Below are 25449 nucleotides of genomic sequence, written 5' to 3' on the forward strand. Positions count from 1 at the left end.
TTGAGCGGAAGAGTCTGACTCACGGTGTATAAAATAATAGGGGATGAGTGAGTGAATAAGTCACAGTTGATCGACAAAATTGCTGCAAACGCCGATATTTCTAAAGCGGCAGCCGGACGTGTATTAGATGCATTTATCGGTTCAGTCACCGAATCTCTGCAGGCTGGCGACGAAGTAGCGCTGGTTGGTTTTGGCACCTTCTCAGTGCGTGAGCGCGCTGAGCGTACCGGTCGTAACCCACAAACCGGTAAAGAGATCACTATTGCTGCGGGCAAAGTCCCTGGCTTCCGTGCCGGTAAAGCACTGAAAGATTCAGTAAACTAAGTTAATTAAGCTGCCGTTGAAGCAGATTTCTTCGGCGGAGTGAGGATCGCCCGCGCGTTCTCATGTAACATACCGGGCACATCAGCATAATGATGTGCCTTTTTTTATGTTTCAATGACAAACGCGCACTGCGGTTGTCGACAAAGTGCAACTCCACGTTGTTTTTGAGTTGCCGCAGCGCATCGGCGTAGTCCGTCCCTGGAGGGATGATAAGCGCAGGGTTTTACATTCATACTACAGCGGAGTGTTGTCACACCATGATGGACAATTTACGCGCGGCGTCGAACAATGTCGTGCTCAAAATTTTACTGGGTCTGATCATCCTTTCCTTCGTCCTCACCGGCGTAGGCGGTTATCTGACGGGCGGTAACGGTGATTACGCCGCGAAAGTGAACGGTCAGGAAATCAGCCGTGCTCAGCTTGAGCGCGCTTTTAGCAGCGAACGTTCTCGTCAGCAGCAGATGCTGGGCGAGCAGTTCTCTCAGCTGGCAGGCAATGAAGGCTACATGCAGCAGATCCGCCAGCAGGCGCTGTCGCAGCTGATTGATGAGCAGCTGCTTGACCAGTACGCGAAAGATATTGGCCTGGCGATTAGCGATGACCAGATCAAACAGGCAATCTTCACCCAGCCCGCTTTCCAGACCAACGGTAAGTTTGATAATGCGAAATACCTTGGCATGATCGGCAACCTGGGCTTCTCCGCCGATCAGTATGCGGAAGCGCTGCGTAAGCAGCTAACCACCCAGCAGCTGATCCAGTCCGTTACCGGTACAGATTTTGTGCTGGGGAACGAAGCAGACTCGCTGGCAGCGCTGGTCGCTCAGCAGCGTCTGGTGCGGGAAGTGACGATTAACGTCAATGCACTGGCGGCGAAGCAGAACGTGACCGCGGATGAGATTAACAGCTACTACCAGCAGCATAAAAATGAGTTTATGTCGCCGGAGCAGTTCCGCGTCAGCTATATCAAGCTGGATGCAGCCAGCATGCAGCAGCCGGTCAGCGAAGCGGATATCCAGAGCTGGTACGATCAACATCAGCAGGACTACACGCAGCCACAGCGCGAGCGCTACAGCATCATTCAGACCAAAACCGAAGCTGAAGCACAGTCGGTACTGGATGCGCTGAAAAAAGGCGCTGACTTCGCCGCACTGGCGAAAGAGAAATCCGCTGACCCAATCTCTGCCCGTAACGGCGGTGATATGGGCTGGCTTGAGCCGGATACCACGCCGGACGAGCTGAAAGGCGCAGGTCTGAAAGAGAAAGGCCAGCTGTCTGAGGTGATCAAATCTTCCGTTGGCTTCATTATTGCCCGTCTGGATGATATTCAGCCGCAAAAAATCAAAGCGCTGTCTGAAGTTCACGACGACATCGCGGCGAAAGTGAAGCAGGAAAAAGCCATCGATGCCTATTACAAACTGCAGACCAAAGTCAGCGATGCTGCCAGCAATGACAATGAGTCACTGGCCAGCGCAGAGCAGGTTGCGGGCGTGAAAGCGGTTGAAACCAGCTGGTTTGGTCACGACAACGTGCCTGCCGAGCTGAATTTTAAAGCGGTGCAGGATGCTATCTTCAACGGCGGTCTGGTTGGTCAGGGCGGTGCTCCGGGCAGTAACTCTGACATTATTACCGTCGATGGTGACCGTGCCTTCGTACTGCGCATCAGCGAGCATAAACCGGAAGCGGAAAAACCACTGGCTGAGGTCAGCGCGCAGATCACCGCTGCGCTGAAGCAGCAGAAAGCTCAGCAGCAGGCGAAAGCTCAGGCAGAGAAACTGCTGGCCGAGCTGAAAGCAGGTAAGGGCGATGAAGCACTGAAAGCGGCCGGTCTGACCTTCGGTGCTCAGCAGACGCTGGCACGTACCGGTCAGGATGCACTGTCACAGGCGGCATTCACGCTGCCACTGCCAGCCGCAGACAAGCCGTCGTACGGCATCAGTGAAGATGCTCAGGGCAACGTCGTACTGCTGGCGCTGGACAAAGTGCAGAGCGGCAACATGCCGGAGGCGCAGAAGCAGGCAATGGTTCAGGGTATCACCCAGAACAATGCCCAGCTGGCCTTCGCTGCATTGCTGAGCAACCTGCGCAAAGAAGCCAAGATCAAGTACGGTGCAGCAGCGCAGGCGCAATAAGCCTCGCAAATTCACTGCAACTTACTGCAACACCCAAAGGCCGCTTATGCGGCCTTTTCCATTTCTGGGATCGGCTGTTTGTCGGGGTGACGGCGCGGGAGTAGGGTGGCGGTGCTGTCAAACACATGGAGGAAAACAGCATGTTTAATCGTACTTTACAGGTACTCTCGCTGGCGCTGGCTATCGGCACCACGCTACCTGTCGCGGTCAGCGCTGCGGCACCGAAAGAGGCGGTCGCCGAGGTCAAAACGGCGCCGCATGATAAAGGCAGCGCGGAAAGCGCCGGGCAGGTAAGCATTAACAGCGCCAGCGCGCAGGAGCTGGCGGCAGCGCTGAACGGCGTCGGCTTGAAAAAGGCGGAGTCGATTGTTAGCTACCGCGAGAAGTACGGTCCCTTTACTCAGTTGGATCAGCTGAAAGAGGTGCCGGGGATGGGCAACACGCTGGTGGAAAGGAATCTGTCACATATTAAATTGTGATCCGCATCCAGAGTCTTTAATTCGACCTGCTACAAATGCAGCCTGGCTGCTAATCTCAGAGGTCATACCAGTTGGTATGGCCTTTTTTATCGGGAGATTATCGTGACAACCACCACCATTAAAGTACGCGGCTACCATCTGGATATCTATCAACATGTGAACAATGCCCGCTACCTGGAATTCCTCGAAGAAGCGCGCTGGGCGTGGTTTGAACAGCTAAGCGCCTTTCAGTGGATGACGCAGAGAAATCTGGCGTTTGTGGTGGTAAATATTAACATTAACTATCGCCGCCCGGCGGTGATGGGCGATGTGCTGAATATCGACAGTCAGCTGCTGAAGCTGGGAGGCAAAAGCGGAGTGATTGCTCAGCGCATTACGCTGGATGGCGATGGCACTGAGGTGGCTGATGCCCAGCTGACCTTTGTCTGTATCGATCTGCACAGCCAGAAAGCGCTGCCGCTGGAAGGGGAACTGAAAGCCCACCTCGAAAGTATGCTAGCTTGACTGAATATCACTAACCTACCCGTAGGGGCGAGGCATGCCTCGCCCTGGGCGAGCCTCGCCGTGATTGTAAGCATGCCTCGCCCTGGTTTTAGTCACTGAAGTCCGGTTTTTGTCTTCATCGCCTGCATCACCGCTGATGGATTTTGCTGGTACTCCTGCAGCCCGTTGGCGCGCAGGTGGCAGGCGGCACAGTCACCGCAGCCGCTGCCCTTAATGCCGTTATAGCAGGTCAGCGTCTGGTCACGCACCAGCGCCAGCTGCTGCCAGTAGTCGGCCAGTGCCCAGGTCTCGGCTTTATTCAGCCACATCAGCGGGGTTTCGAATCTGACATCCCGCGCCATTCCCAGCGCCACGGCATGATTCAACGCTTTAACAAACTCATCGCGGCAGTCCGGATAGCCCGAGAAATCGGTTTCGCATACGCCGGCGATCACCGCTTCCGCTTCGATCTGGTAAGCGTAAATCGAGGCGAGCGTCAGGAACAGAATATTACGGCCCGGAACAAAGGTACTTGGCAAGCCGCTGGCTTCAGGGTCGTAAGTCGGTACCGGAATGTTGTCGCGCGTCAGGCTGCTGACTGCCAGCTCGTTGAGCATGGTGACATCCAGCACTTTGTGCGCCCTTGCGCCCAGCGCTTGCGACAGTTCGCCGGCAATGTCGATTTCCGCACGGTGGCGCTGGCCATAATCAAAGGTAATGCAGTGCACTTCATCATACTGCTGCAAAGCCTGAATCAGGCAGGTCGTTGAGTCCTGCCCACCGCTGAATACCACCACTGCACGTTTCATTATCTTTTCCTCATAATTTGCTGCCGGCTATGGTACTGCCTGATGCGCAATAAAAACAGCACTGCTCAGGAGATAGCTACCGGAGGTGGGATCCACGCGCGGGAGAAATCGAACCAGCCCCAGGCATTCAGGTGAATACCCTCCACGTCCGGCGGGGCACTGACCTGATAGCGGTAGTTAAACAGGGGGGTGATGATGGCATCGCTCATCAGCTGCTGGAACAGCGCCTGCAGCCCGGCGTGTCGCTGAGTCAGTTCAGTATGCTGCTGTAAATGGTCAAGCTGGCGCAGCAGGCGTTGCCAGCGCTGCTGGCCAAGCATCTCCGGCCAGAGCGGATCGAGCCGCAGCCAGCTTTCCAGGGTAAACACCGGCGCTTCGCCAATCAGACGGTCGCCCATCACCAGGTCGGCCTGGCCCAGCGACGGGTAATCCTGCCAGTTCTTTGCCGCATGGAAACAGAGCGTCAGCTCACAGCCATGCAGCGCCAGCAGCTGACGTAATTTTTCCGCCATCGCATGCAGTTCAACCGGCAGATGGTAGTGCAGGCTAAGGTGCGCAGGCAGAGAGAGCTGCGCCTGCGGCTGCCAGTCGGGGATCTGCCAGCCCGGCAGCATTTCCCGGCTCGGCGTAATTAATCCCTCTTCCAGCGGCAGCTGTTCAATCACTTCAGGCTGATGTACCAGCGCCATAATTTGCTGCGCCTGCGCGGCCGACAGCGGGCTGTGCTGGCCTCTCGCCAGATAGCAAAAGCCAAGGCTGATACGCTGGCTGACCGGCTGAAGCTGCGCCAGCTCGTGCTGAGTGCCAATGGCAATCTGCACCGGATGACGGCAGCTGGTGCCGAGCTCACGGTCAAAGAGCTGCGGCGCAATCCAGTACTCAATGGCCTGCATCAGCGGGTGCGCGGCGTGATACCAGCCGTGGCTTTCCAGGCGCAGCAGTGCGGGGGTGTTGATCATCACGCGCCAGGGGCCGCAGCCGATATCCGGATTGTCCGGATGGGGCAGCAGGCAGTGAACGCTGGCGAGGCGATGTGCCAGCCAGCAGTCTGGCCGCAGTAAATCAATACGCAGGCAGAGCCGGTGCGCGGCGCAGACGGTTTTTACCGCCGGGAGTAGCTGCTGGCCGACCTGACTGGCGACGATAGCCTGCAGGCGCTGCTGTAGCTGTCCGGCGCTGACAGCTTCACCGTGATGCCAGCGTAGCTGCGGGCGTAAAAAGAAATACCAGCTTAGCCCATCATCGCTCACCTGCCAGTGATGGGCGAGGTCGGGAATGGCCTCATCACCCGCCAGGCGGCTCAGCCCGGCAAACACCTGCTGGGCCAGATGCTGCTCTGCGCGCCCGGCCTGCTGCATGGGGCGCAGCGAATCGAGCGGACGATAGTAGGGAATACGCAGCGTTGGCTGGTTATTTTGCCACTGGCCGCCCATAAAGGGCTGCAGTAATTGGCTAAGCTGTTCCGGCGCCAGCGCCACCATTTGCAGCGCATGCTGCGGCTGGCCGTTATCCAGCTGTTGCAGCATCAGATCGCTGCGTAACGCGGCGGGGGACTGCAGAAAAATCAGCGTGCCGCGCTTGCCGCGCCCTGAACTGGCCTGCCAGTCCAGCCAGCCACTCTGCTGCCACTGGCGTAACAGGGTTCGGGCATGGCGCTCGCTGCAAAAACAGCGGCTGCCAATTTCGCTTACGCTGGTGGACTGCGGCTGCCCGGCGCTGTGCTGCCAGAGCCTTTGGTACTGGTTCAATCGATTGAGCTGTCGCATCTGGCCCCAAACCCGGAACAATTTTTAAAAAGTATTCACTATTAGTTCCGCAAATACCAGGGGATACTCCTGGTAGATGAAAAATCGACCACTTGGAGAGAAAATGGTGCGCCTTGCTGCTTTTGATATGGACGGTACGCTGCTGCTGCCAGACCACAAACTGGGTGAGCAGACCCTGCAAAGCCTGCGGGCGCTGAGATCGCATCCGGTTGAGCTCACGTTTGCCACAGGACGCCATTTTCTTGAGATGCAGCCGCTGATGCAGCAGTGCGATCTGCCGGCGTATCTGATCAGCGGCAACGGCACCCGCATTCACGACCCGCTGGGGAACCCTTTGTACGCCTGCGATCTCCCTCCCGATGCTGCCTGGCAGGTTCTTCACAGCCACTGGGAGACGCCCGCCAGCCTGCACGTGTTTAACGATAATGGCTGGTTTACGCAGTACGATGTGCCAGAGATCCTGCGGGCGCATCAGCTGAGTGGTTTTCGTTATCAGCTCACCGACCTGCGCCGGATCCCCGCGCATCAGGTGACCAAAGTCTGCTTTATTGCTGATTATCAGGCGCTATGCCAGCTGCAGATCCAGCTGCGCGAAGCGTTTGGCGACAGTGTCCATCTCTGTTTTTCTGCGCGCGACTGTCTGGAAGTGCTGCCGCTCAGCTGCAACAAAGGCGCCGCACTGGCTCGCCTGTCCGCACAGCTGGGTGTGGAAATGGCGGAGTGTATGGCGTTTGGCGATGCGATGAATGACCTGGAGATGCTGGGCAGCGTGGGTCACGGCTTTATTATGCGTAATGCGATGGAGCAGCTGAAAGCGATGCTGCCCCAGCTGCCGATCATTGGAGACTGTGCGACACAGGGCGTGTCTCATTACCTGAATCACTGGCTGAACACACCACACCTCGACTATTCCCCCGAATAATGAGGCCCGTTATCCAGTGTGCCGGACAGGATGTCCGGCTTTTTTCGTTTAGTGACGTGCAGCACGCTCAGCGGCCAAAATGGCCTGGCGAGCACGCGCGCCACGGTACAGCGTCAGCAAAATTCCCAGCAGGAAGGGCAGCAGGAGCCACAGCGATTCGCGGCTGATGCTGTTTCCGCTCAGCGCACTCTCCAGCGCCACGGCAATCAGCGGGAACACAAGGAACACCAGCGAGGCCTGAAACGGCTTAGCCACCTGCTGCAGCGCGAAGTACGCCAGAATACCGCCCACCCCCGCCACTACGCCGAGATAAACAATAGACAGCAGAGCCTGAGGGGCAAAGCTGTGATAATCCGGCGCTTCCGTCAGGCCAGCCAGCGTCAGCAGCACGCCCGCACCCAGGCAGGGTAGCGCGTTGTAGCTCAGTACCGAGATGCCCGAGCAGCGTTTTTTGCACTGTACGTACATCAGCGCATGGATCACCACGGCGGCCACCAGCGCGGCCACGCCCTGCCACTGGCTGTCGCCGCTGGCGCGAGTTTCATGCCATAAAATAGTGCTCAGTGCGCCGATACTGATAGCCAACCCCAGCAGCTGCTGCAGCGTGGTCTTTTCACGTAAAAACAGGATTGAAGCGGCCAGCACGGCAGCAGGCATGGTGGCAAAGATAATGGCTGCGAGGCTCGACGAGGTGTAGCGCTCACCGTAAATCATCAGCGTAAAAGGGATGGCAAAGTAGAACAGCATCACGCAGAGTTGGAAGCCACGCTGACCGCGGGGAAACAGCAGTGGCACCTTTTTATAACGCGCCAGCAGCAGCAGTAGCGGTGCAGCGCAGAGAAAGCGCAGCCCGGTAGCGAAAATCGGCGGCACGGTCGCCACGGTAATTTTCATCGCCATCCACGTCGTGCCCCAGGTCAGGGCAACAGCCGTAAACAGGCCGATAATCAGTAGATTATGGTAACGATTAGCGTTCATTTTAGTCATCCCTGAAGATTGTAATAGTAGGGGACCAGATTAACTAAACGCCTGGGGAAAAGGTTGCTATAATTCTACTCCCTTTCTTATCTCTGAGAGAAAATTTTGCTCCCAAATTCGCTGGATAAAAAAGACAGAATGCTGCTAGATCTGCTGCAGCGAGATTGCACACTCTCTTTGCAGGCACTGGCCGATGCCGTCAGCCTGACCACCACCCCCTGCTGGAAGCGCTTGAAAAGGCTGGAGGATGAAGGCTATATTCGCGGCCGGGTCGCGCTGCTGGATGGCGAGAAACTCGGCCTTGGTCTGACCGCCTTCGTATTAATCAAAACTCAGCAGCACAGCAGCAGCTGGTTTCAGCAGTTTGTCGAGCTGGTGCAGGCGATGCCGGAAGTGATGGGCTTTTACCGTATGGCCGGGGAGTATGACTATCTGCTGCGCGTTCAGGTCGCAGATATGAAAAGCTACGACGGTTTTTATAAACGCCTGGTGAACGGCGTCCCGGGGCTGATCGATGTCACTTCGAGTTTTGCCATGGAAGAGATAAAATACACTACCGCATTGCCGGTTGCCCCATAGTGAGGCTGACCGCTCTCTCTCTTCGATCGATGATCAGGATGTTTTTGTGCGACTTTTTAGCCAATTAAGCTGGTATTTTCTGCGCGAATGGCGCCGCTATCTCGGCGCGGTTCTGCTGCTGATCGTGATTGCCTTACTGCAACTGCTGCCGCCGCACGTGGTGGGAAAAATCGTTGATGGCGTCAGCCGTGACGGTATGAGCAGCGCTCAGCTCCTGCTGTGGGTGGGGGCGATGCTGCTCACCGCCGTGGTGGTCTATTTGCTGCGCTATGTCTGGCGCGTGCTGCTGTTTGGTGCCTCCTACCAGCTGGCCGTGGAGCTGCGCGAAGATTTCTACCGCCAGCTCAGCCGCCAGCATCCCGGCTTTTACCTGCGCCACCGCACCGGTGACCTGATTGCCCGCGCCACCAACGATGTGGACCGCGTGGTATTTGCGGCGGGTGAAGGCGTGCTGACGCTGGTCGATTCGCTGGTGATGGGACTGGCGGTGCTGATCGTCATGAGTACTCAGATCAGCTGGCAGCTGACGCTGCTGGCACTGCTGCCGATGCCGGTGATGGCGCTGGTGATCAAGCGCTATGGCGACCAACTCCATCAGCGCTTCAAGCTGGCGCAGGCGGCGTTCTCCTCGCTCAACGATCAGACGCAGGAGAGCCTGACCAGCATTCGCATGATCAAAGCTTTTGGTCTGGAAGATCACCAGTCCGGGCAGTTTGCTGCTATCGCCAAAGACACCGGCGAGAAAAACCTGCGCGTGGCGCGCGTAGATGCGCGTTTTGACCCAACCATCTATATCGCCATCGGCCTCTCTAATCTGCTGGCGATCGGCGGGGGTAGCTGGATGGTGTGGCACGGCACGCTGACCCTCGGCCAGCTGACCAGTTTTGTTATGTACCTTGGGCTGATGATCTGGCCCATGCTGGCACTGGCGTGGATGTTTAATATCGTCGAGCGCGGTAGCGCGGCCTGGAGCCGCATTCAGTCGCTGCTGGCGGAAGCGCCCGCGGTCACCGACGGCAGCAAGCAGGTGCCGGAAGGGCGGGGCCTGCTGCAAATCGCGGTGCGCGAGTTTTGCTATCCGGGGGCGCAGCAGCCCTCGCTTCGCAACCTCAACGTCAATATCAAACCGGGGCAGATGCTCGGATTATGTGGCCCGACCGGCTCGGGAAAAAGCACGTTGCTGAGTCTGGTACAGCGCCACTTTGATATCGATCAGGGGGATATTCGCTACCACGCTATCCCGCTGCCGCAGCTGCGGCTGGACAGCTGGCGCAGCCGTCTGGCGGTAGTCAGCCAGACGCCTTTCCTGTTTTCCGACAGCGTCGCCAACAATATTGCCCTTGGCCGCCCGGGTGCGACGCAGAGCGAGATTGAACAGGCTGCACAGCTGGCGTTTGTCCATGACGATATTCTGCGCCTTCCGGAAGGTTATGAAACCGAAGTCGGTGAGCGTGGCGTGATGCTCTCCGGCGGGCAAAAACAGCGTATCTCCATCGCCCGGGCGCTGCTGATGAATGCTGAGATCCTGATTCTGGATGATGCCCTGTCAGCGGTCGATGGCCGTACTGAACATCAAATTCTGCATAATTTGCGGCGCTGGGGAGAAGGGCGCACGGTGATCATTAGTGCTCATCGTCTGTCTGCGCTGACTGAGGCCAGTGAAATCCTGGTGCTGCAGCACGGCGTAGTGGCTCAGCGCGGCAATCATGAACAGCTCGCCAGCAGCCCGGGCTGGTATCGCGATATGTACCGCTATCAGCAGCTGGAAGCGGCGCTGGATGACGACGAGATCGAACAGGGAGTGCCGCATGGCTAGAGTAACCCATCAGTGGCCGACAATTAAACGGCTGCTCTCCTACGGCAGCCCGTGGCGCAAATCCCTCGGCATGGCCGTAGTGATGCTGTGGATTGCGGCGGCGGCAGAAGTGCTCGGACCGGTGCTGGTCAGCTATTTCATCGACAATATGGTGGCAAAACATCATATGCCGGTCGGGATCGCTGTCGGGCTGGTGGTCAGTTTTCTGCTGCTGCAACTGCTGGCCGCCGGACTGCACTATTGGCAGGCGCTGCTGTTCAACCAGGCCGCCGTTGGCGTTGTCCAGCGCCTGCGCACCGACGTGATGGATGCGGCGCTGCGTCAGCCGCTGAGCGCCTTCGATACCCAGCCGGTAGGCCAGATTATTTCACGCGTCACCAATGACACCGAAGTGGTGCGTGACCTCTACGTCACCGTGGTGGCGACCGTGCTGCGCAGTGCGGCGCTGGTGGGTGCCATGCTGGTGGCGATGTTTAGCCTCGACTGGCGCATGGCGCTGATTGCGATTGCCATCTTCCCGGCGGTGATTGTTGTCATGCTGATCTACCAGCGTTACAGCACGCCGATTGTACGCCGGGTGCGCAGTTATCTGGCGGAGATTAATAACGGCTTCAACGAAGTGATCAACGGCATGAGCGTGATCCAGCAGTTCCGTCAGCAGGCACGCTTTGGCGAACGCATGCGGGATTCCAGCCATTCGCACTATCTGGCGCGCATGCAGACCCTGCGGCTCGACGGCTTCCTGCTGCGGCCGCTGCTCAGCCTGTTTTCCGCGCTGATCCTCTGTGGGCTGATGCTGCTGTTTGGCTTTTCCTCGGTCGGTTCTATCGAGGTCGGCGTGCTCTACGCCTTTATCAACTACCTCGGGCGCTTAAATGAACCGCTGATCGAACTCACCACTCAGCAGTCGATGCTGCAGCAGGCGGTGGTGGCCGGCGAGCGGATTTTCGAACTGATGGATGCACCGCGCCAGCCCTATGGTGAGGATGTTCAGCCGCTGCAAAGCGGCAGTATTGAGATCCGTGACCTGACCTTTGCCTATCGTGAAGGGCGCCCGGTGCTGAGCGATATCAATCTCTCGGTGCCATCGCGTAATTTTGTTGCCCTGGTCGGGCACACCGGCAGCGGCAAAAGCACGCTGGCGAACCTGCTGATGGGCTACTACCCGCTGAGCAAGGGGGAGATCCTGCTGGACGGACGCTCGCTACCGACGCTCAGCCATGCCGCCCTGCGCGACAGCGTGGCGATGGTACAGCAGGATCCGGTGGTGCTGGCCGATACCTTCTTTGCCAACGTCACCTTAGGAAGGGATGTCAGTGAGGATGCGGTATGGCAGGCGCTGGAAACGGTGCAGCTGGCCGGGCTGGCGCGTGAAATGAGCGATGGCATTTATACCCGGCTGGGGGAGCAGGGTAATAACCTCTCCGTCGGTCAGAAGCAGCTGCTGGCGATGGCGCGCGTGCTGGTTGCCACGCCGCAGATCCTGATTCTGGATGAGGCCACTGCGAACATCGACTCCGGTACCGAGCAGGCGATTCAGAAGGCGCTGCGCGCCGTGCGCGAACGTACCACGCTGGTGGTGATTGCGCACCGCCTCTCAACCATCACCGAAGCCGATACCATTATGGTGTTGCACCGTGGGCAGGCAGTCGAGCGCGGCAGCCATCAGCAACTGCTGGCCGCACGCGGGCGCTACTGGCAAATGTACCAGCTACAGCTGGCAGGTGAAGAGCTGGCTGCGGCGGAAAATCAGTAATCTGCGCCGCTGCGCTGCACCAAATGCAGGCGAATAACGGCCTGCATCCCCTCCAATGCACTGCACTAACGCACAACGCACCGTAATGGTGCGTTTTTTTTGTGCTCAATCCCGTACCGTGATTTTCCCGGCGATCTTCCTCCCAGTCGCGACTCAGACCAGCACTGACTAATCGTCTGAAAAATTCAGATTTTTGAACTATGGCACAGCGTTTGCTTAATAGATTTCGTGTCGGCAAAACAACCGTTTTTATACCTGGAGGGGATCGTATGAAGCTGGTTACCGTGGTAATCAAACCGTTCAAACTGGAAGACGTGCGTGAAGCGCTGTCGTCTATCGGCATTCAGGGCCTGACTGTGACTGAAGTCAAAGGCTTTGGCCGCCAGAAAGGGCATGCAGAATTGTATCGCGGTGCTGAATACAGCGTGAACTTCCTGCCAAAAGTAAAAATCGATATTGCGATTGCAGATGACCAGCTGGATGAAGTGGTTGATGTGATTAGCAAAGCCGCTTATACCGGCAAAATTGGTGACGGGAAGATCTTCGTTGCAGAATTGCAGCGTGTCATCCGTATTCGCACCGGTGAAACTGACGAAGCAGCACTGTAATTCGGGGCTAAGAATTGTGATGGGATGGGATAAAATGAAAAAACTCGCTAAGTTTGGCCTCGCCGGCGTGACTCTTTTACCGTCGCTGGCCATGGCAGCCGCGCCTGCGGTAGCTGATAAAGCCGATAACGCTTTTATGATGATCTGCACCGCGCTGGTGCTGTTTATGACGATCCCGGGTATTGCGCTGTTCTACGGCGGCCTGATCCGCGCCAAGAACGTGCTGTCGATGCTGACCCAGGTCGCGATGACCTTCGCGATGGTATGCGTACTGTGGATGGTTTACGGTTACTCGCTGGCCTTCAGCGAAGGTAACGCCTTCTTTGGTAGCTTTAACTGGGCGATGCTGAAAAATATCGCACCGACCGCGCTGATGGGCTCTTTCTATCAGTATATCCACGTCGCGTTCCAGGCCTCCTTCGCCTGTATCACCGTGGGTCTGATCGTCGGCGCTATTGCTGAACGTATCCGCTTCTCTGCGGTGCTGATCTTCGTGGTTATCTGGCTGACCTTTGCCTACCTGCCTATCGCACATATGGTATGGGCGGGCGGTTTCCTGGCTCAGGATGGCGCGCTGGACTTCGCGGGCGGTACCGTTGTCCACATCAACGCCGCCGTTGCTGGCCTGGTGGGGGCTTACCTGGTGGGTAAACGTGCCGGTTTCGGTAAAGAATCGTTCAAACCGCACAACCTGCCGATGGTGTTTACCGGTACTGCGATTCTGTACTTCGGCTGGTTCGGCTTCAACGCCGGCTCTGCCAGTGCGGCTAACGAAATCGCCGGTCTGGCCTTCCTCAACACCGTGATCGCCACGGCGGGGGCAATGCTGACCTGGACCTTCGGTGAGTGGGCGCTGCGCGGCAAACCTTCTCTGCTGGGCGTGAGCTCAGGTGTGATTGCCGGTCTGGTCGCTATTACCCCAGCCTGCGGTTACGTGGGGGTGGGTGGTGCGCTGATCATCGGCCTTGTCGGTGGGCTTGCAGGCCTGTGGGGCGTGACGTCACTGAAAAAATGGCTGCGCGTTGATGACCCTTGTGACGTATTCGGCGTGCACGGCGTGTGCGGCATCGTTGGCTGCATTATGACCGGCATCTTTGCCTCCTCTTCACTGGGTGGCGTGGGTTATGCAGAGGGCGTAACCATGGGCCATCAGGTCTGGGTACAGCTGTTCAGCGTCGGCCTGACCATTGTCTGGACTGCTGTTGTTGCCTTCATCGGATTTAAAGTGGCGGATATGATTGTTGGCCTGCGTGTACCGGAAGATCAGGAGCGTGAAGGTCTGGACGTCAACAGCCACGGCGAGAATGCTTACAACAACTAAGCTGAAGCTGACACTGATAAGAAAAGTAGTGCGCTAAAAACAATGACAAAGCGGGCCATTTCAGGCCCGCTTTTTTATGGCTGATGATTAAGAACGCTGACGGATCACCCCTTCCTGCACCGTTGAGGCAACCAGGACGCCCTGCTGGTTCCAGAATTCACCGCGCACAAATCCACGCGCGCTGGAGGCTGAGGTACTCTCCACGCTGTAAAGTAACCAGTCATTGAGATCGAAAGGGCGGTGGAACCACATGGAGTGGTCAATCGTCGCCACCTGCATGCCCGGCTCCAGGAAGCCTTTACCGTGCGGCTGTAGCGAAACCGGCAGGAAGTTGAAATCGGAAGCATAGCCGAGCAGATACTGATGAATACGCTTGTCAGCCGGCATGATGCCGTTCGCGCGCAGCCAGGTATAGCGCACCGGGTTGCTGGTATGGCCCTTTAACGGGTTATGAAACTCCACCGGACGGATTTCAAAAGGCTTCTCCGCGAGGAACTTATCGCGCGCCTTTTCTGGAATATACTGCGCCAGCTGCTGGGCAATCTGCCGCTCGGACGGCAGAGAATCCGGGCCGACAACCTGCGGCATGGTTTTCTGATGCTCGAAACCGGTTTCCGGGCCCTGGAAAGAGGCGGTCATGTAAAAGATCGGTTTACCGTTCTGTACGGCTTTTACCCGGCGGGCGCTAAAGCTCTGGCCGTCGCGCAGGTTCTCCACGTCGTAGATAATCGCTTTCTGGCTGTCGCCCGGGCGCAGAAAGTAGCTGTGAAACGAATGGATAATGCGTTCCTGTGGCACCGTCTGTTTTGCGGCATACAGCGCCTGGCCCACCACCTGGCCACCAAATACCTGGCGTAGCCCCAGATCTTCACTCTGCCCGCGAAACAGCCCCTCTTCCAGGGTTTCCAGATCCAGCAGATTCAGTAAATTTTGCAGCGCCTGGCTCATAAAACGCATCCTCAGTAATATTTCAGCCCTCAGTTTGCGAAATCCGACCAGTTACCGTCAATGACTGTTTTTGCAATCTGTGGCGCCAGGGGGAAATGCGCAAAAATCGGCGCTTCCAGGAAAAAATCAGTAAGTTGTGCCAGAATTAAGCTTACGCAGGCAGGAAAGCTCTGCCTCTTCGCGGTAATTTGGCTGTCGTAATCATTCATTGGAAGGAGAAGTTATCAATGAAAATCTGGCATGTATTAAGTGGCGCGGCTCTGGCTGTGGTAATTACAGGGTGTGCTGACAAAAGCAAAGATGTGCCGACCCCAACGCTGGGATCGCAGGTAGAAGGTCAGCAGGGGGTGATTAGGCAACCGAACGTGAGCGGGACCGTGTGGATCCGTCAGAAAGTGGCGCTGCCACCGGATGCGGTGCTGACCGTGACGCTGTCCGATGCTTCGCTGGCTGATGCACCGTCTAAAGTGCTGGCGCAGCGCGTGGTGCGCACGGAAGGTAAGCAGGCGCCGTTCCAGTTTACCCTGCCGTTTAACCCGGCGGATATCCAGCCAAAAGCACGCATTCTGCTGAGTGCGGCGGTCAGCGTGGATGGCAAACTGATGTTTATCACCGATACGGTGAAACAGGTGGTCACCACGGGCGGAACGCGTCAGGACCTGACGCTGGTGCCTGTCCCTGAAATGGCGATGCCAACCACCAGTGGGGCACCAGCAACCGTGCCTTCCACTTCGCCTACCCTGGTTACGCCATCAGGCGCCGTTCCTGCGCCAACGTCGATGTAACGTTTGTCGGGCGCGGCATCCGCGCCCGACAATTGCATTACCAGTGCCAGCGATACTTCACCAGGTCGATTTTCCCCTCGCGCGATACCTCAATCCCTTCCGCCTGCAGTGCTTTACGCTGTCTGCTGAGATCGTCACCCGTCAGCGAAATTTCACCTTTACGATTAATCACCCGGTGCCACGGCAGTTTGCTGCCTTCAGGCAGGCGCTTCAGTACGCCGCCAACCTGACGCGCCGCGCGCGATGAACCGGCCAGCCGGGCCACTTCGCCATAGGTGGTGACGCTGCCATAAGGGATCGCGGCAACGATTTGATAAATACGCTGTTGAAAACTGTCCTGTTCGATGGTCATAAGCCTATAGCGAGGAAATAATCTGCAGATCGTGCAAGAAACCAACGGTCACCAGGGGGCGGCTTGCAATTGCCGGGGGCATCATTGATAATGCCTGCGCTCTGGTTACCCAGGGCACTCAATGGGGGCCCGGTTGGTTCTCCCGCAATGCTAATTTGTGAACTCGGTCAGGTCCGGAAGGAAGCAGCCGTAACAGATGACGCGTGTGCCGGGATGTAGCTGGCAGGGCCCCCACCCAATTCTGCCTCACCAGCCCTCACGACTTCATTCATTGCAAATCACACATCATTAGTTAGCGAACAAACTTCCATACTGCAACGGGCACTTTGTCATAAAGCTTATTCATTGTCAGTTCGGCCAGACGATGATCGGCAGCGGAATAGAATACAGCCAGTTCATCATCAGATAATTCGTACTTGTTCTTTTCGATGACGCGCTCAAGCGTGTCGATGGAACGACAGCGTCTGAGGCGCATCAGATAATCAGTTTTTGTTAAAAGTTTGTCTGTCATTATTAAACCGTAAATGAGTAATGGGTTGCTAAAACGAATGGCTGGCCTGTGTCAGGCTTGTTGCACATTCCTCTGCAAAAATGTTGAACAGTCGTTTGGCGGATTTCTGCCAGCGTTGTAAGTCCTGAACATTAATGCCGTAATTGCTGAACAGCATAAAGGTGTCATCCAGGTATTCATCAATCTGACTTATCAGATCGCTGTCCTCGATGTGCTTAATTTTGTAATTCATGGTGAATGCTGCAATATGCTCGATCAGGTCGTTAAGCTGCAGATTGGCAGCAGAGGTAGGATCGTTAACCCAGCCGTGGTGGCTGTCGCCTAACGTAGCCAGGCTTTCATCGTACAGGTTTTCACACAAAAATTTCAGCTGGGCAATATCATGCCTTCTCGGTGAGTATTCGTCCATCTTTTTCCCCTCCTAAGCTTGCGAAACAGGCCATTAAACCGCACTTTAAACATGGGTGCCAGGAAGTGATAATTACTATGCTATGTAACATCTAAACAAAATATAACTTATTTAAAATAACCTGCCGCTCGACTGACCAAATATTACAATTCATCGGACATGTTGTGGCGATCGTTATCAATGAAATCAAACACCAGCGCATCAGGAGTAAGGGTAAAATTGACCGACTGATGGGTTGTTTCACTCGCATCAATATCCAGACAGGCATTGAATACGTTCCAGCGGAAGCTGTAGTTCATTTTATAACGTGATTGTTGCAAATATTCCAGGGAAATAATTTTCAGACTTTCGGGAACATATCGCGCATTTTGTGAATACCATTCCAATGAACCAATCAGGTCATCTTCTATTTTGGGAATTATCTGTTGGATCTCATGCATTAATTCTAGTGGTTCAATGTTAGTTTGACGATATTTTAATGGTAAAGTTTTGCGCATTTTTCCCTCTCAGAGTTAAATTTTGCTTATCAGCTTAATTGCTGTAGCCGAGTGGATAAGCCAGGTTATAAATTTAGTGTAGCCTATATTGATGATTTAACAGTTAATTATTTTACTCGCACCGGCATGCTTCCGCATAAAACCATCACCATGTTGAGTTTTTTTTATATAAAAAACGCTTCAGCCATCCGGCTCCAACGTAATAATTAGATACATTTTAATGATATCCGTCCTGCCTCCATCCACGCTACCTTATTGTTATGTTATAACATTTAAGTGGCTTTTTAATGAACACCTCTCCGGCTTTTATTCGCATCGGCACCTTGCTCAGCTGCCCGGCATGGCTGCGTATGGTGCTGACCTTACACCTGGTCGGCGCGCTGGCGGCGCTCACCTGGTGGGCGGCACTCTGATGATCGTACTTAATCAGCTGGTGGTTGGCTATCAGCATCGTGCGGTGACGCCGCAGTTAAACGGTGAGTTTGCACGCGGCAGCATGACGGCCCTCGTGGGGGCAAATGGCTGCGGAAAATCAACGCTGCTGAAGACGCTGTGCGGGATGTTGCCCCCGGTCAGTGGTTCGGTCAGCCTCTCTGCGCCACGTCCGACCGTTGCCTGGCTGCCCCAGCACGCTGAGCTGGAGAAAACATTCCCTTTGACCGTTTTCGATCTGGTGGCAATGGGCTTCTGGCGTCAGAGTGGCTGGTTTAAAGGCTTAAACCGCCAGCAGCGTGAGCAGGTCATGTCGGCACTGCAGCGCGTCAATATGCTGCCGTTCGCTGCCGCCGCGCCGGGAACCTTATCCGGCGGGCAGCTGCAGCGCGTGCTGTTTGCCCGGCTGCTGATACAGGACGCAGAACTGCTGCTGCTGGATGAGCCTTTTACCGGCGTCGACAGCGATACCACCGAACTGCTGCTGGCGCTGCTGGCGGAGCGGCATCAGGCCGGGGCGACACTGATTGTTGTCCTGCACGACATGGCTACGGTGGCGCAGCATTTCCCGCAGGTGTTACGCCTGAAAGAGCAGCACAGCGAATGGACCTGCCGCGGCTGCGGCGTGACCGGGCTGAGCTTTAGTCGCCGTGGGGGGACCAGCGCATGATGCTGATCCAGCCATTTATCGAATTTGGATTTATGCGCCGGGCGCTGGTGGCCTGCGTCGCGCTGTCGCTGAGCGCGACGCCGCTGGGCGTCTTCCTGCTACTGCGCCGCATGAGCCTGGTGGGCGATGCGCTGTCGCACGCGGTGCTTCCCGGTGCCGCAATCGGCTATTTACTCTCCGGACTTTCGCTGGTCGCGATGGGCATTGGCGGAGCGATTGCCGGTCTGACGGTGGCGCTGTTGTCAGGCGCGGTCAGTCGCTATACGCCGCTGCGTGAGGATGCCAGCTTTGCCGGTTTCTATCTTGGCTCACTGGCGCTGGGCGTCACGCTGGTGTCGCTGCGCGGTTCCAGCGTCGATCTTCTGCATGTCCTGTTCGGCTCGCTGCTGGCGGTCGATACGCCCTCCATCGTGCTGGTCAGCAGCATCAGTGCGGTCACCCTGCTGATCTTCGCGCTGATCTACCGCCCGCTGACCATTGATGCCTTTGACCCGAGCTTTCTGCGCGCCCAGAACCGCTGGACTTCACCGCTGGTGCACGCCATTTTTCTGGTGCTGGTTGTCATCAACCTGGTGGCGGGCTTTCAGGTGCTTGGCACCCTGATGAGCGTCGGGCTGATGATGCTGCCTGCGGCCAGCGCCCGATTCTGGAGCCGTCATCTCGCCGGGACGCTGGCGGCGGCAATGATCATCGCCACGCTGGCCAGTTTCAGCGGGCTTTACGCCTCGTTTTACCTCTCGTTACCTGCCGGGCCCGCCGTGGTGCTGAGTGCGGCACTGTTGTTCTTTCTTTCCATTTTAATCGGTCCCTGCGGCGGCATTTTTGCCGGGCGTAAACCATTGGCAATCAGATAGGGAGTAAGTATGAAGAAGTTACCTGTGGCGCTGGCGCTGTCCGTATTGCTGGCCGCACCTGCTGCAATGGCGAAAACCGTTGAAGCGGTTGCCAGTTTTACCGTGCTGGCGGATATCGTAAAAAACGTTGGCGGCGAACACGTCGTGGTGAAAAGCCTGGTGGGGCCAAATGGTGACCCGCACAGCTTTGAACCGACGCCAAAAGATAGCCAGGCGCTGGCGCATGCCGATGTGGTGTTTGTTAGCGGACTGGGAATGGAAGGGTGGATGGATCGCCTGATCGCCGCATCGGGCTATAAGGGAGAGACGGTGGTGGCTTCAGCCGGGATCAACACGCGAAAAATGGAAGAGGACGGAGAAACGGTTACCGACCCGCACGCGTGGAACAGCATGCTGAACGGTGTTATCTATGCCACTAACGTGATGAATGCGCTGATCGCCGCCGATCCGCAGGATGCAGATTATTTCCGTCAGCACGGCAGCGCCTACATCGCACAGCTTAAGCAGCTGGATAGCTGGGCGCAGCAAGAGTTCAGCGCTATTGCGCAGAGCAAACGTAAGGTGCTGACCAGCCATGATGCCTTCGGCTACTTCGGCCAGCGCTACGGGGTAACGTTCCTCTCCCCGGTCGGTTTCTCCACCGAATCTGAGGCCAGCGCTTCCGACGTCGCCGCGCTGATCGCTCAGCTCAAGCAGGAGAAGATCCATGCCTACTTTATCGAGAATCAGACCGATCCGCGCCTGGTTAAACAGATTGCCGCTGCCGGCGGCGCGCAGCCGGGCGGCGAGCTGTATCCGGAAGCTTTGACCGGGCAGGGCGGTGAAGCAGACAGCTACATTAATGCTTTCAAACATAACGTCAATGCGATGGTCAGCAGCATGAAATAAGCGCCCAGCCCGTGATTAAGCCGCATAAAAAAGGGGATAGCCGCGGCTATCCCCTTGTGTTGCATGCTTGAGAGTCATCAATTAATGCTTCTTGCCACCCCGGCCCTGTACGGCCTTAAAGCGTGGGTTACTTTTGCAGATGACGAATACGCGGCCGTGACGGCGTACGATTTTACAATCTTTGTGGCGTTTTTTGGCCGAGGCCAGAGAGCTTAAGACCTGCATGATGGCTCCTTACTTTTTCATCGCGCCGAGGAAGCTGCCGAAGCGCTGGTTGAAGCGTGCGGCGCTGCCCTCTTTGGCAAAATCTTTCTGCTTGCCGGTGTAATAGACGTGTGAGGCCGAAGAGACATCCAGCGTCACGTAAGGCATCTGTTTGCCTTCATGCTCAATCGTGCGATCGGTTTTGATGGTCGACCCCACGACAAACCAGGCGTCTGCCGTGGTGTCATGGAACACCACCTGGCGATAGGTTGGATGAATACTCTGTTTCATCTGTCACTCCATTTGTTATGTTATACTATAACAATAGTATGCGCCGCAGGTGAGCAAAATGCAACTGCGCGCACGCTGGAAAAAAGACAAAAAAAAAGAGGCCGCATTAAGCGGCCTCTGGTTCACATTAACTTGCGTGAATTAGTGATGATGATCGACTGGGTGGCTATGTTCCAGCTCTTCTTTGTTCTTACTGAAGCGGCGGCGAACCACCACGAAGAACACTGGAACGAAGAAGATCGCCAGGATAGTCGCGGTGACCATCCCGCCCATCACGCCAGTACCTACGGCGTTCTGAGCACCGGAACCCGCACCGGTACTGATAGCCAGCGGCAGAACCCCGAGGATAAACGCCAGAGAAGTCATCAGGATTGGACGTAAACGCATACGTACCGCTTCCAGAGTCGCTTCCACCAGGCCTTTGCCTTCCTTCTCCATCAGGTCCTTAGCGAACTCGACGATCAGGATGGCGTTCTTCGCCGATAGCCCTATGGTGGTTAGCAGCCCCACCACAAAGTACACGTCGTTGCTCAGCCCGCGCAGGGTGGTAAAGATCAGCGCCCCGACCACACCCAACGGTACGACCAGCATTACCGCGAACGGTATTGACCAGCTCTCGTACAGTGCGGCCAGACAGAGGAAGACCACAATCAGCGAGATGGCATACAGTGCCGGAGCCTGGTTACCGGACAGACGTTCCTGATAGGACATCCCCGTCCAGTCGTAACCAATACCGGTAGGCAGTTTCGACGCCAGGTCCTGCATCAGATTCATCGCTTCACCCGAACTCTTACCCGGTGCTGGCTGTCCTAACAGCTCCATCGACGGCAGGCCGTTATAACGCTCCAGTCGTGGTGAACCGTAAACCCACTGCGCAGAGGCAAAGGCGCTGAACGGCACCATTTCACCGCTGCTGGCACGCACATACCAGTTGCCAATATCACTTGGCAACATACGGTAAGGCGCATCGCCCATCACGTACACTTTCTTCACGCGGCCGCGGTCAATGAAGTCATTAACGTAGGATCCGCCCCAGGCTGCCGCCAGCGTGGTGTTGATATCGGAGAGCGATACCCCCAGCGCCGACGCTTTTTCCTGGTCGATAGTCAGTTTGTACTGTGGCGTATCTTCCAGACCGTTAGGACGCACGCCTACCAGGGTATCTGAATGCTGAGCAATCATGCCAAGCAGCTGGTTACGTGCTGCGGTCAGTTTCTCATGGCCAAGGCCACCCTGATCGATCAGCTGGAAGTCAAAACCGGTCGCCGTACCCAGCTCAACAATCGCCGGGAGGTTGAACGGAATCACCATCGCATCTTTGATCGCTGACAGCGCGCCCATGGCACGCCCGGCAATCGCCGGCACCTTGTTATCTGCACCCGAACGTTCATCCCACGGTTTCAGGCTGACGAAGGCGATACCGGTGTTCTGACCACGACCTGCAAAGCCAAAGCCGTTAACGGTGAACACCGAGTTAACGTTCGCTTTCTCTTTATTCAGGTAGTAATCCGTCACCTGGTCCAGCACTTTCTGTGTACGTTCCTGCGTGGCACCTGCTGGCAGCTGGGCCATGGTCAGGAATACCCCTTGGTCTTCTTCCGGCAGGAAGGAGGTTGGCAGGCGCATAAACAGATAGGCCATGCCCACCACGATCAGCAGATAAATCACCAGGTAACGACCGGTGCTGCGCACGATGTGGCCCACGCTGTCGGTGTAGTGATTGGTGCTTTTGTCGAACAGGCGGTTAAACCAGCCGAAGAAACCGGTGGTTTTGCCATGGTCGCCTTTCGCAATCGGCTTCAGCATGGTGGCACACAGTGCCGGAGTCAGGATCAGCGCGACGATAACCGACAGCACCATCGCGGAAACGATAGTAATCGAGAACTGACGATAGATAACCCCGGTAGACCCGCCGAAGAAGGCCATTGGAATAAATACCGCTGACAGCACCAGCGCAATACCGACCAGCGCGCCCTGGATCTGCTCCATCGATTTACGCGTGGCTTCCTTGGGCGGTAGGCCCTCTTCGGCCATGACGCGCTCGACGTTCTCGACCACCACGATGGCGTCATCCACCAACAGGCCGATGGCGAGCACCATCCCGAACATCGTCAGGGTGTTTATCGAGTAGCCAAACGCGCTGATAATCGCAAAGGTGCCGAGCAAGACAACCGGCACCGCAATCGTTGGGATCAGCGTGGCGCGGAAGTTTTGCAGGAACAGGTACATCACCAGGAACACCAGCACGATAGCTTCGACCAGTGTTTTCACAACTTCGTTAATCGAGATCTTAACGAATGGCGTGGTGTCATACGGATAGACGATTTTCATGCCGGCCGGGAAGAACGGCTCCAGTTTAGCAAGCTCAGCTTTTACCGCCGCAGCGGTATCCAGGGCGTTAGCACCGGTTGCCAGCTTGATCCCCAGACCCGAGGCCGGTTGACCGTTGTAGCGTGCAATAATCTCGTAGTTCTCACCACCCAGCTCGATATGCGCCACGTCGCTCAGACGGACACGTGAACCGTCGCTGTTCACTTTCAGCAGGATCTTACCGAACTCTTCAGCCGAGGTCAGACGCGTCTGCGCGATGATCGAGGCATTCAGCTGCTGGCCTTTCACCGGTGGTGAACCACCGAGCTGACCGGCCGCCACCTGGGCGTTCTGGGTGTTGATGGCGCTGATCACATCGACCGGCGTCAGTGAGTAGTTGTTGAGTTTATGCGGGTCCATCCAGATACGCATCGCATACTGCGCCCCGAACAGCTGGGTATCACCCACGCCGGAGACACGACTAATGGGATCTTTAATATTAGAACCCACGTAGTCGGAGATGTCGTTCTGCGTCATGGTGCCGTTATCGTTGATGAAACCGGCAACCATCAGGAAGCTACTGGAGGATTTCTGAACTTTAATCCCCTGCTGCTGTACTTCCTGCGGGAGCAACGGCATCGCCAGCTGCAGTTTGTTCTGAACCTGCACCTGCGCGATATCAGCATCGGTACCGGACTGGAATGTCAGAGTCAGCTGCAGCGTACCCGAAGAGTCGCTGCTTGAACCCATGTACATCAGGCCGTCGATGCCGTTCATGTTTTGTTCGATAACCTGCGTGACGGAGTCCTGCAAAGTTTTCGCATCGGCACCCGGGTAGGTGGCGGTGATCTCGATTGCCGGTGGAGCAACGTTAGGATATTGCTCAATCGGCAGTTTCAGGATCGACAGCGCACCCGCCAGCATAATAATGATGGCGATAACCCAGGCAAAGATGGGGCGATCGATAAAGAACTTAGCCATGTATCAGCGGCTCCTGTTAAGACTTCGGTTGTTCAGACTGTGCCTGAGGCTGAGGGGCTTCTTTGGCACTGTCGTCGCTAACTTCCTGTGGGGTCACCGCCGCACCGGGTTTCACACGCTGCAGACCGGTGGTGATCACACGATCGCCATCTTTCAGACCTGACGTGACCAGCCATTTGTCGCCGAAAGCTTGATCGGCTGTCACATTACGCACTTCAACCTTGTTATCCGCACCGACAACCATGGCAGTCGCCTGGCCAGTTGGCGTGCGGGTGATGCCCTGCTGAGGAACCAGCAATGCATTTGGGTTGGTGCCTTCATCCAGGCGAGCTCGTACGAACATGCCTGGCAGCAGGTTGTGGTCCGGGTTAGGGAACACTGCACGCAGTGTGATGGAGCCGGTGGTCTCGTCAACGGTGACATCAGAGAATTCTAATGTTCCGCTCTGCGAGTATTCTTTACCATCCTGCGTTAACAGTTTGACTTCAGCTTTGCCGTTGGTCTGCTGCAGCTGGCCGGATTTCAGCTCGTCGCGCAGACGAATAAAGTCTTCGCTCGACTGGGTTACGTCAACGTAGATCGGGTCCAGCTGCTGCACAGTTGCCAGAGCGGTCGTCTGAGCACTCTGCACCAGCGCACCTTCGGTGACTGAGGATTTACCAATGCGTCCGCTGATAGGCGAGGTCACTTTGGTATAGGCAAGGTTAATACGGGCAGATTCAACGGCTGCCTGTGCTGCCTGAACGGCGGCAGCGGTCTGGCTCTGGGTGGCTGCCGCGGTATCGTAATCCTGCTGACTGATGTACTTAGTACCCAGCAGAGGCTTGTAGCGTTTTACGGTTAAAGCGGCGATCTGCGCGTTGGCCTGAGCCTGTGCGAGGTCACCTTTGGCGCTGTCGTAAGCGGCCTGATAAGTGGCCGGATCAATTTGATACAAGGATTCGCCAGCCTTGATATCACTACCCTCAACGAAGTTGCGTTTCAGAATAATGCCGGAAACCTGTGGGCGAACTTCTGCAATACGGAACGATGAGGTGCGACCCGGCAGGTCGGTGGTAATTTTAAGCGGTGCGCTTTTTAGCGTCGTGATACCCACTTCAGGGGCCTGTTGCTGACCGGCCTGCTGAGAATCTTTGTTATCACATCCTGTTAGCACTAAGCTGCCTGAAAGCATCAGAACGGCCGCCAGAGGCGTTAACCCTCTGTTTTTGTTCATAAATAAACCTCGAGTGTCCGATATCGATTGTTCAATGGATCACAAACCCATAAACCCATTGCTGCGTTTAAATTATGGTCGTGCTATGGTACATACATTCGGAAATGTATGTAAGTCTAACGCTTTGTAAA

At 56.2% G+C, this 25449-nt stretch carries 27 protein-coding genes and 1 other RNA gene; 16 read left to right on the plus strand and 12 right to left on the minus strand.

Features of this window, described 5'->3' with window-relative positions; all coding sequences use genetic code 11:
• The first annotated feature begins 51 nt into the window (after positions 1–51).
• The 4 genes from hupB (at position 52) to ACLI4M_RS15300 (ending at position 3436) form a co-directional block, all read left to right on the plus strand.
• Positions 52–324 carry a nucleoid-associated protein HU-beta gene (gene hupB / locus ACLI4M_RS15285; protein WP_062744954.1) on the plus strand — a complete coding sequence of 91 codons (273 nt, stop codon included), beginning with the start codon at positions 52–54 and terminating at the stop codon, positions 322–324.
• 257 nt (positions 325–581) lie between these two features.
• Positions 582–2453, plus strand: coding sequence for a peptidylprolyl isomerase (ppiD, locus tag ACLI4M_RS15290; RefSeq protein WP_133624273.1), 1872 nt, complete (start codon positions 582–584; stop codon positions 2451–2453).
• Positions 2454–2593: 140 nt separating this feature from the next.
• Complete coding sequence (locus tag ACLI4M_RS15295; protein WP_133624272.1) at positions 2594–2932, plus strand: helix-hairpin-helix domain-containing protein; 339 nt, start codon at positions 2594–2596, stop codon at positions 2930–2932.
• Between the two features lie 102 nt (positions 2933–3034).
• On the plus strand, positions 3035–3436 hold the full coding sequence (locus tag ACLI4M_RS15300; RefSeq protein WP_048916927.1) for an acyl-CoA thioesterase: 402 nt from the start codon (positions 3035–3037) through the stop codon (positions 3434–3436).
• A 92-nt stretch (positions 3437–3528) separates the two neighbouring features.
• Here ACLI4M_RS15300 and queC read toward each other — a convergent pair whose 3' ends face one another.
• Together queC and ACLI4M_RS15310 are read right to left on the minus strand one after the other, a co-directional pair.
• Entirely contained in the window at positions 3529–4224 is a 696-nt protein-coding gene (queC, locus tag ACLI4M_RS15305) for a 7-cyano-7-deazaguanine synthase QueC (RefSeq protein ID WP_048916926.1), read from the minus strand.
• Positions 4225–4289: 65 nt separating this feature from the next.
• Positions 4290–5990, minus strand: coding sequence for an SgrR family transcriptional regulator (locus ACLI4M_RS15310; RefSeq protein WP_133624271.1), 1701 nt, complete (start codon positions 5988–5990; stop codon positions 4290–4292).
• 103 nt (positions 5991–6093) lie between these two features.
• Between ACLI4M_RS15310 and cof the strand changes: the two genes are divergently transcribed.
• Positions 6094–6912, plus strand: coding sequence for an HMP-PP phosphatase (gene cof, locus ACLI4M_RS15315; protein WP_133625109.1), 819 nt, complete (start codon positions 6094–6096; stop codon positions 6910–6912).
• Positions 6913–6960: 48 nt separating this feature from the next.
• Here cof and ACLI4M_RS15320 read toward each other — a convergent pair whose 3' ends face one another.
• On the minus strand, positions 6961–7899 hold the full coding sequence (locus tag ACLI4M_RS15320; protein ID WP_133624270.1) for a DMT family transporter: 939 nt from the start codon (positions 7897–7899) through the stop codon (positions 6961–6963).
• Positions 7900–7995: 96 nt separating this feature from the next.
• Between ACLI4M_RS15320 and ACLI4M_RS15325 the strand changes: the two genes are divergently transcribed.
• The 5 genes from ACLI4M_RS15325 to amtB all read left to right on the plus strand — a co-directional run bounded on the left by ACLI4M_RS15325 (position 7996) and on the right by amtB (position 13970).
• Entirely contained in the window at positions 7996–8469 is a 474-nt protein-coding gene (locus tag ACLI4M_RS15325) for an Lrp/AsnC family transcriptional regulator (protein ID WP_133624269.1), read from the plus strand.
• A gap of 46 nt (positions 8470–8515) precedes the next feature.
• Positions 8516–10285 (plus strand): SmdA family multidrug ABC transporter permease/ATP-binding protein, encoded by a 1770-nt coding sequence (locus tag ACLI4M_RS15330; RefSeq protein ID WP_048916921.1) that lies wholly within the window; start codon positions 8516–8518, stop codon positions 10283–10285.
• Positions 10278–12041: a SmdB family multidrug efflux ABC transporter permease/ATP-binding protein gene (locus tag ACLI4M_RS15335; protein WP_133624268.1), complete on the plus strand. Its 1764-nt coding sequence runs from the start codon at positions 10278–10280 to the stop codon at positions 12039–12041. The genes ACLI4M_RS15330 and ACLI4M_RS15335 overlap by 8 nt, the downstream gene beginning before the upstream one ends.
• A 269-nt stretch (positions 12042–12310) precedes the next feature.
• Positions 12311–12649 carry a P-II family nitrogen regulator gene (gene glnK / locus ACLI4M_RS15340; protein ID WP_007886947.1) on the plus strand — a complete coding sequence of 113 codons (339 nt, stop codon included), beginning with the start codon at positions 12311–12313 and terminating at the stop codon, positions 12647–12649.
• Positions 12650–12668: 19 nt separating this feature from the next.
• Positions 12669–13970, plus strand: a complete 1302-nt coding sequence (gene amtB, locus ACLI4M_RS15345) for an ammonium transporter AmtB (RefSeq protein ID WP_099754781.1) — start codon at positions 12669–12671, stop codon at positions 13968–13970.
• Between the two features lie 87 nt (positions 13971–14057).
• On the opposite strand, the gene tesB is transcribed toward amtB, so the two are convergent.
• Positions 14058–14918 carry an acyl-CoA thioesterase II gene (gene tesB / locus ACLI4M_RS15350; RefSeq protein WP_133624267.1) on the minus strand — a complete coding sequence of 287 codons (861 nt, stop codon included), beginning with the start codon at positions 14916–14918 and terminating at the stop codon, positions 14058–14060.
• A 227-nt stretch (positions 14919–15145) separates the two neighbouring features.
• Here tesB and ACLI4M_RS15355 point away from each other — a divergent pair, with 227 nt between their 5' ends.
• A complete protein-coding gene (locus tag ACLI4M_RS15355) occupies positions 15146–15703 on the plus strand; it encodes a YbaY family lipoprotein (protein WP_048916917.1) in 558 nt (185 codons plus the stop codon).
• Between the two features lie 37 nt (positions 15704–15740).
• On the opposite strand, the gene ACLI4M_RS15360 is transcribed toward ACLI4M_RS15355, so the two are convergent.
• Complete coding sequence (locus tag ACLI4M_RS15360; RefSeq protein ID WP_048916916.1) at positions 15741–16055, minus strand: MGMT family protein; 315 nt, start codon at positions 16053–16055, stop codon at positions 15741–15743.
• Between the two features lie 131 nt (positions 16056–16186).
• Here ACLI4M_RS15360 and ffs point away from each other — a divergent pair.
• An RNA gene (ffs, locus tag ACLI4M_RS15365) (signal recognition particle sRNA small type) lies at positions 16187–16283 on the plus strand.
• 64 nt (positions 16284–16347) lie between these two features.
• Here ffs and ACLI4M_RS15370 read toward each other — a convergent pair.
• From ACLI4M_RS15370 to ACLI4M_RS15380, 3 genes are all read right to left on the minus strand, one after another.
• Positions 16348–16566, minus strand: a complete 219-nt coding sequence (locus tag ACLI4M_RS15370) for an HHA domain-containing protein (RefSeq protein WP_004156337.1) — start codon at positions 16564–16566, stop codon at positions 16348–16350.
• Positions 16567–16594: 28 nt separating this feature from the next.
• On the minus strand, positions 16595–16975 hold the full coding sequence (gene tomB / locus ACLI4M_RS15375) for an Hha toxicity modulator TomB (protein WP_048916915.1): 381 nt from the start codon (positions 16973–16975) through the stop codon (positions 16595–16597).
• 143 nt (positions 16976–17118) lie between these two features.
• Positions 17119–17472 (minus strand): hypothetical protein, encoded by a 354-nt coding sequence (locus ACLI4M_RS15380; protein WP_133624266.1) that lies wholly within the window; start codon positions 17470–17472, stop codon positions 17119–17121.
• Positions 17473–17759: 287 nt separating this feature from the next.
• Here ACLI4M_RS15380 and ACLI4M_RS15385 point away from each other — a divergent pair, with 287 nt between their 5' ends.
• The 4 genes from ACLI4M_RS15385 to ACLI4M_RS15400 are packed head-to-tail and all read left to right on the plus strand — an operon-like array spanning position 17760 to position 20316.
• Entirely contained in the window at positions 17760–17885 is a 126-nt protein-coding gene (locus ACLI4M_RS15385; RefSeq protein WP_263575963.1) for a hypothetical protein, read from the plus strand.
• Entirely contained in the window at positions 17885–18574 is a 690-nt protein-coding gene (locus tag ACLI4M_RS15390) for a metal ABC transporter ATP-binding protein (protein ID WP_133624265.1), read from the plus strand. Before ACLI4M_RS15385 ends, ACLI4M_RS15390 begins: the two co-directional genes overlap by 1 nt.
• Positions 18571–19428 (plus strand): metal ABC transporter permease, encoded by an 858-nt coding sequence (locus ACLI4M_RS15395; protein ID WP_099755081.1) that lies wholly within the window; start codon positions 18571–18573, stop codon positions 19426–19428. The genes ACLI4M_RS15390 and ACLI4M_RS15395 overlap by 4 nt, the downstream gene beginning before the upstream one ends.
• A 9-nt stretch (positions 19429–19437) precedes the next feature.
• Entirely contained in the window at positions 19438–20316 is an 879-nt protein-coding gene (locus ACLI4M_RS15400) for a metal ABC transporter solute-binding protein, Zn/Mn family (protein ID WP_133624264.1), read from the plus strand.
• Positions 20317–20397: 81 nt separating this feature from the next.
• On the opposite strand, the gene ykgO is transcribed toward ACLI4M_RS15400, so the two are convergent.
• The 4 genes from ykgO to ACLI4M_RS15420 form a co-directional block, all read right to left on the minus strand.
• On the minus strand, positions 20398–20541 hold the full coding sequence (gene ykgO / locus ACLI4M_RS15405) for a type B 50S ribosomal protein L36 (RefSeq protein WP_099755082.1): 144 nt from the start codon (positions 20539–20541) through the stop codon (positions 20398–20400).
• A gap of 9 nt (positions 20542–20550) precedes the next feature.
• Positions 20551–20811, minus strand: coding sequence for a type B 50S ribosomal protein L31 (locus ACLI4M_RS15410; RefSeq protein WP_048916910.1), 261 nt, complete (start codon positions 20809–20811; stop codon positions 20551–20553).
• Between the two features lie 141 nt (positions 20812–20952).
• Entirely contained in the window at positions 20953–24102 is a 3150-nt protein-coding gene (gene acrB / locus ACLI4M_RS15415) for a multidrug efflux RND transporter permease subunit AcrB (RefSeq protein ID WP_133624263.1), read from the minus strand.
• Positions 24103–24118: 16 nt separating this feature from the next.
• Positions 24119–25318, minus strand: coding sequence for an efflux RND transporter periplasmic adaptor subunit (locus ACLI4M_RS15420; protein ID WP_133624262.1), 1200 nt, complete (start codon positions 25316–25318; stop codon positions 24119–24121).
• Positions 25319–25449 lie beyond the last annotated feature (131 nt).

The sequence above is a fragment of the Erwinia sp. LJJL01 genome (assembly GCF_047300805.2).
Classification (GTDB): domain Bacteria; phylum Pseudomonadota; class Gammaproteobacteria; order Enterobacterales; family Enterobacteriaceae; genus Erwinia; species Erwinia aphidicola.

What these genes read in the sequence shown, in the direction of transcription:
- ppiD (WP_133624273.1), top strand. Translation starts at nt 582, where the DNA reads ATGATGGACAATTTACGCGCGGCGTCGAACAATGTCGTGCTCAAAATT.
- ACLI4M_RS15295 (WP_133624272.1), top strand. Translation starts at nt 2,594, where the DNA reads ATGTTTAATCGTACTTTACAGGTACTCTCGCTGGCGCTGGCTATCGGC.
- queC (WP_048916926.1), bottom strand. Translation starts at nt 4,224, where the DNA reads ATGAAACGTGCAGTGGTGGTATTCAGCGGTGGGCAGGACTCAACGACC.
- ACLI4M_RS15310 (WP_133624271.1), bottom strand. Translation starts at nt 5,990, where the DNA reads ATGCGACAGCTCAATCGATTGAACCAGTACCAAAGGCTCTGGCAGCAC.
- cof (WP_133625109.1), top strand. Translation starts at nt 6,094, where the DNA reads ATGGTGCGCCTTGCTGCTTTTGATATGGACGGTACGCTGCTGCTGCCA.
- ACLI4M_RS15320 (WP_133624270.1), bottom strand. Translation starts at nt 7,899, where the DNA reads ATGACTAAAATGAACGCTAATCGTTACCATAATCTACTGATTATCGGC.
- ACLI4M_RS15335 (WP_133624268.1), top strand. Translation starts at nt 10,278, where the DNA reads ATGGCTAGAGTAACCCATCAGTGGCCGACAATTAAACGGCTGCTCTCC.
- glnK (WP_007886947.1), top strand. Translation starts at nt 12,311, where the DNA reads ATGAAGCTGGTTACCGTGGTAATCAAACCGTTCAAACTGGAAGACGTG.
- amtB (WP_099754781.1), top strand. Translation starts at nt 12,669, where the DNA reads ATGGGATGGGATAAAATGAAAAAACTCGCTAAGTTTGGCCTCGCCGGC.
- tesB (WP_133624267.1), bottom strand. Translation starts at nt 14,918, where the DNA reads ATGAGCCAGGCGCTGCAAAATTTACTGAATCTGCTGGATCTGGAAACC.
- ACLI4M_RS15355 (WP_048916917.1), top strand. Translation starts at nt 15,146, where the DNA reads ATGAAAATCTGGCATGTATTAAGTGGCGCGGCTCTGGCTGTGGTAATT.
- ACLI4M_RS15360 (WP_048916916.1), bottom strand. Translation starts at nt 16,055, where the DNA reads ATGACCATCGAACAGGACAGTTTTCAACAGCGTATTTATCAAATCGTT.
- ACLI4M_RS15370 (WP_004156337.1), bottom strand. Translation starts at nt 16,566, where the DNA reads ATGACAGACAAACTTTTAACAAAAACTGATTATCTGATGCGCCTCAGA.
- tomB (WP_048916915.1), bottom strand. Translation starts at nt 16,975, where the DNA reads ATGGACGAATACTCACCGAGAAGGCATGATATTGCCCAGCTGAAATTT.
- ACLI4M_RS15380 (WP_133624266.1), bottom strand. Translation starts at nt 17,472, where the DNA reads ATGCGCAAAACTTTACCATTAAAATATCGTCAAACTAACATTGAACCA.
- ACLI4M_RS15385 (WP_263575963.1), top strand. Translation starts at nt 17,760, where the DNA reads ATGAACACCTCTCCGGCTTTTATTCGCATCGGCACCTTGCTCAGCTGC.
- ACLI4M_RS15390 (WP_133624265.1), top strand. Translation starts at nt 17,885, where the DNA reads ATGATCGTACTTAATCAGCTGGTGGTTGGCTATCAGCATCGTGCGGTG.
- ACLI4M_RS15395 (WP_099755081.1), top strand. Translation starts at nt 18,571, where the DNA reads ATGATGCTGATCCAGCCATTTATCGAATTTGGATTTATGCGCCGGGCG.
- ACLI4M_RS15400 (WP_133624264.1), top strand. Translation starts at nt 19,438, where the DNA reads ATGAAGAAGTTACCTGTGGCGCTGGCGCTGTCCGTATTGCTGGCCGCA.
- ykgO (WP_099755082.1), bottom strand. Translation starts at nt 20,541, where the DNA reads ATGCAGGTCTTAAGCTCTCTGGCCTCGGCCAAAAAACGCCACAAAGAT.
- ACLI4M_RS15410 (WP_048916910.1), bottom strand. Translation starts at nt 20,811, where the DNA reads ATGAAACAGAGTATTCATCCAACCTATCGCCAGGTGGTGTTCCATGAC.
- acrB (WP_133624263.1), bottom strand. Translation starts at nt 24,102, where the DNA reads ATGGCTAAGTTCTTTATCGATCGCCCCATCTTTGCCTGGGTTATCGCC.
- ACLI4M_RS15420 (WP_133624262.1), bottom strand. Translation starts at nt 25,318, where the DNA reads ATGAACAAAAACAGAGGGTTAACGCCTCTGGCGGCCGTTCTGATGCTT.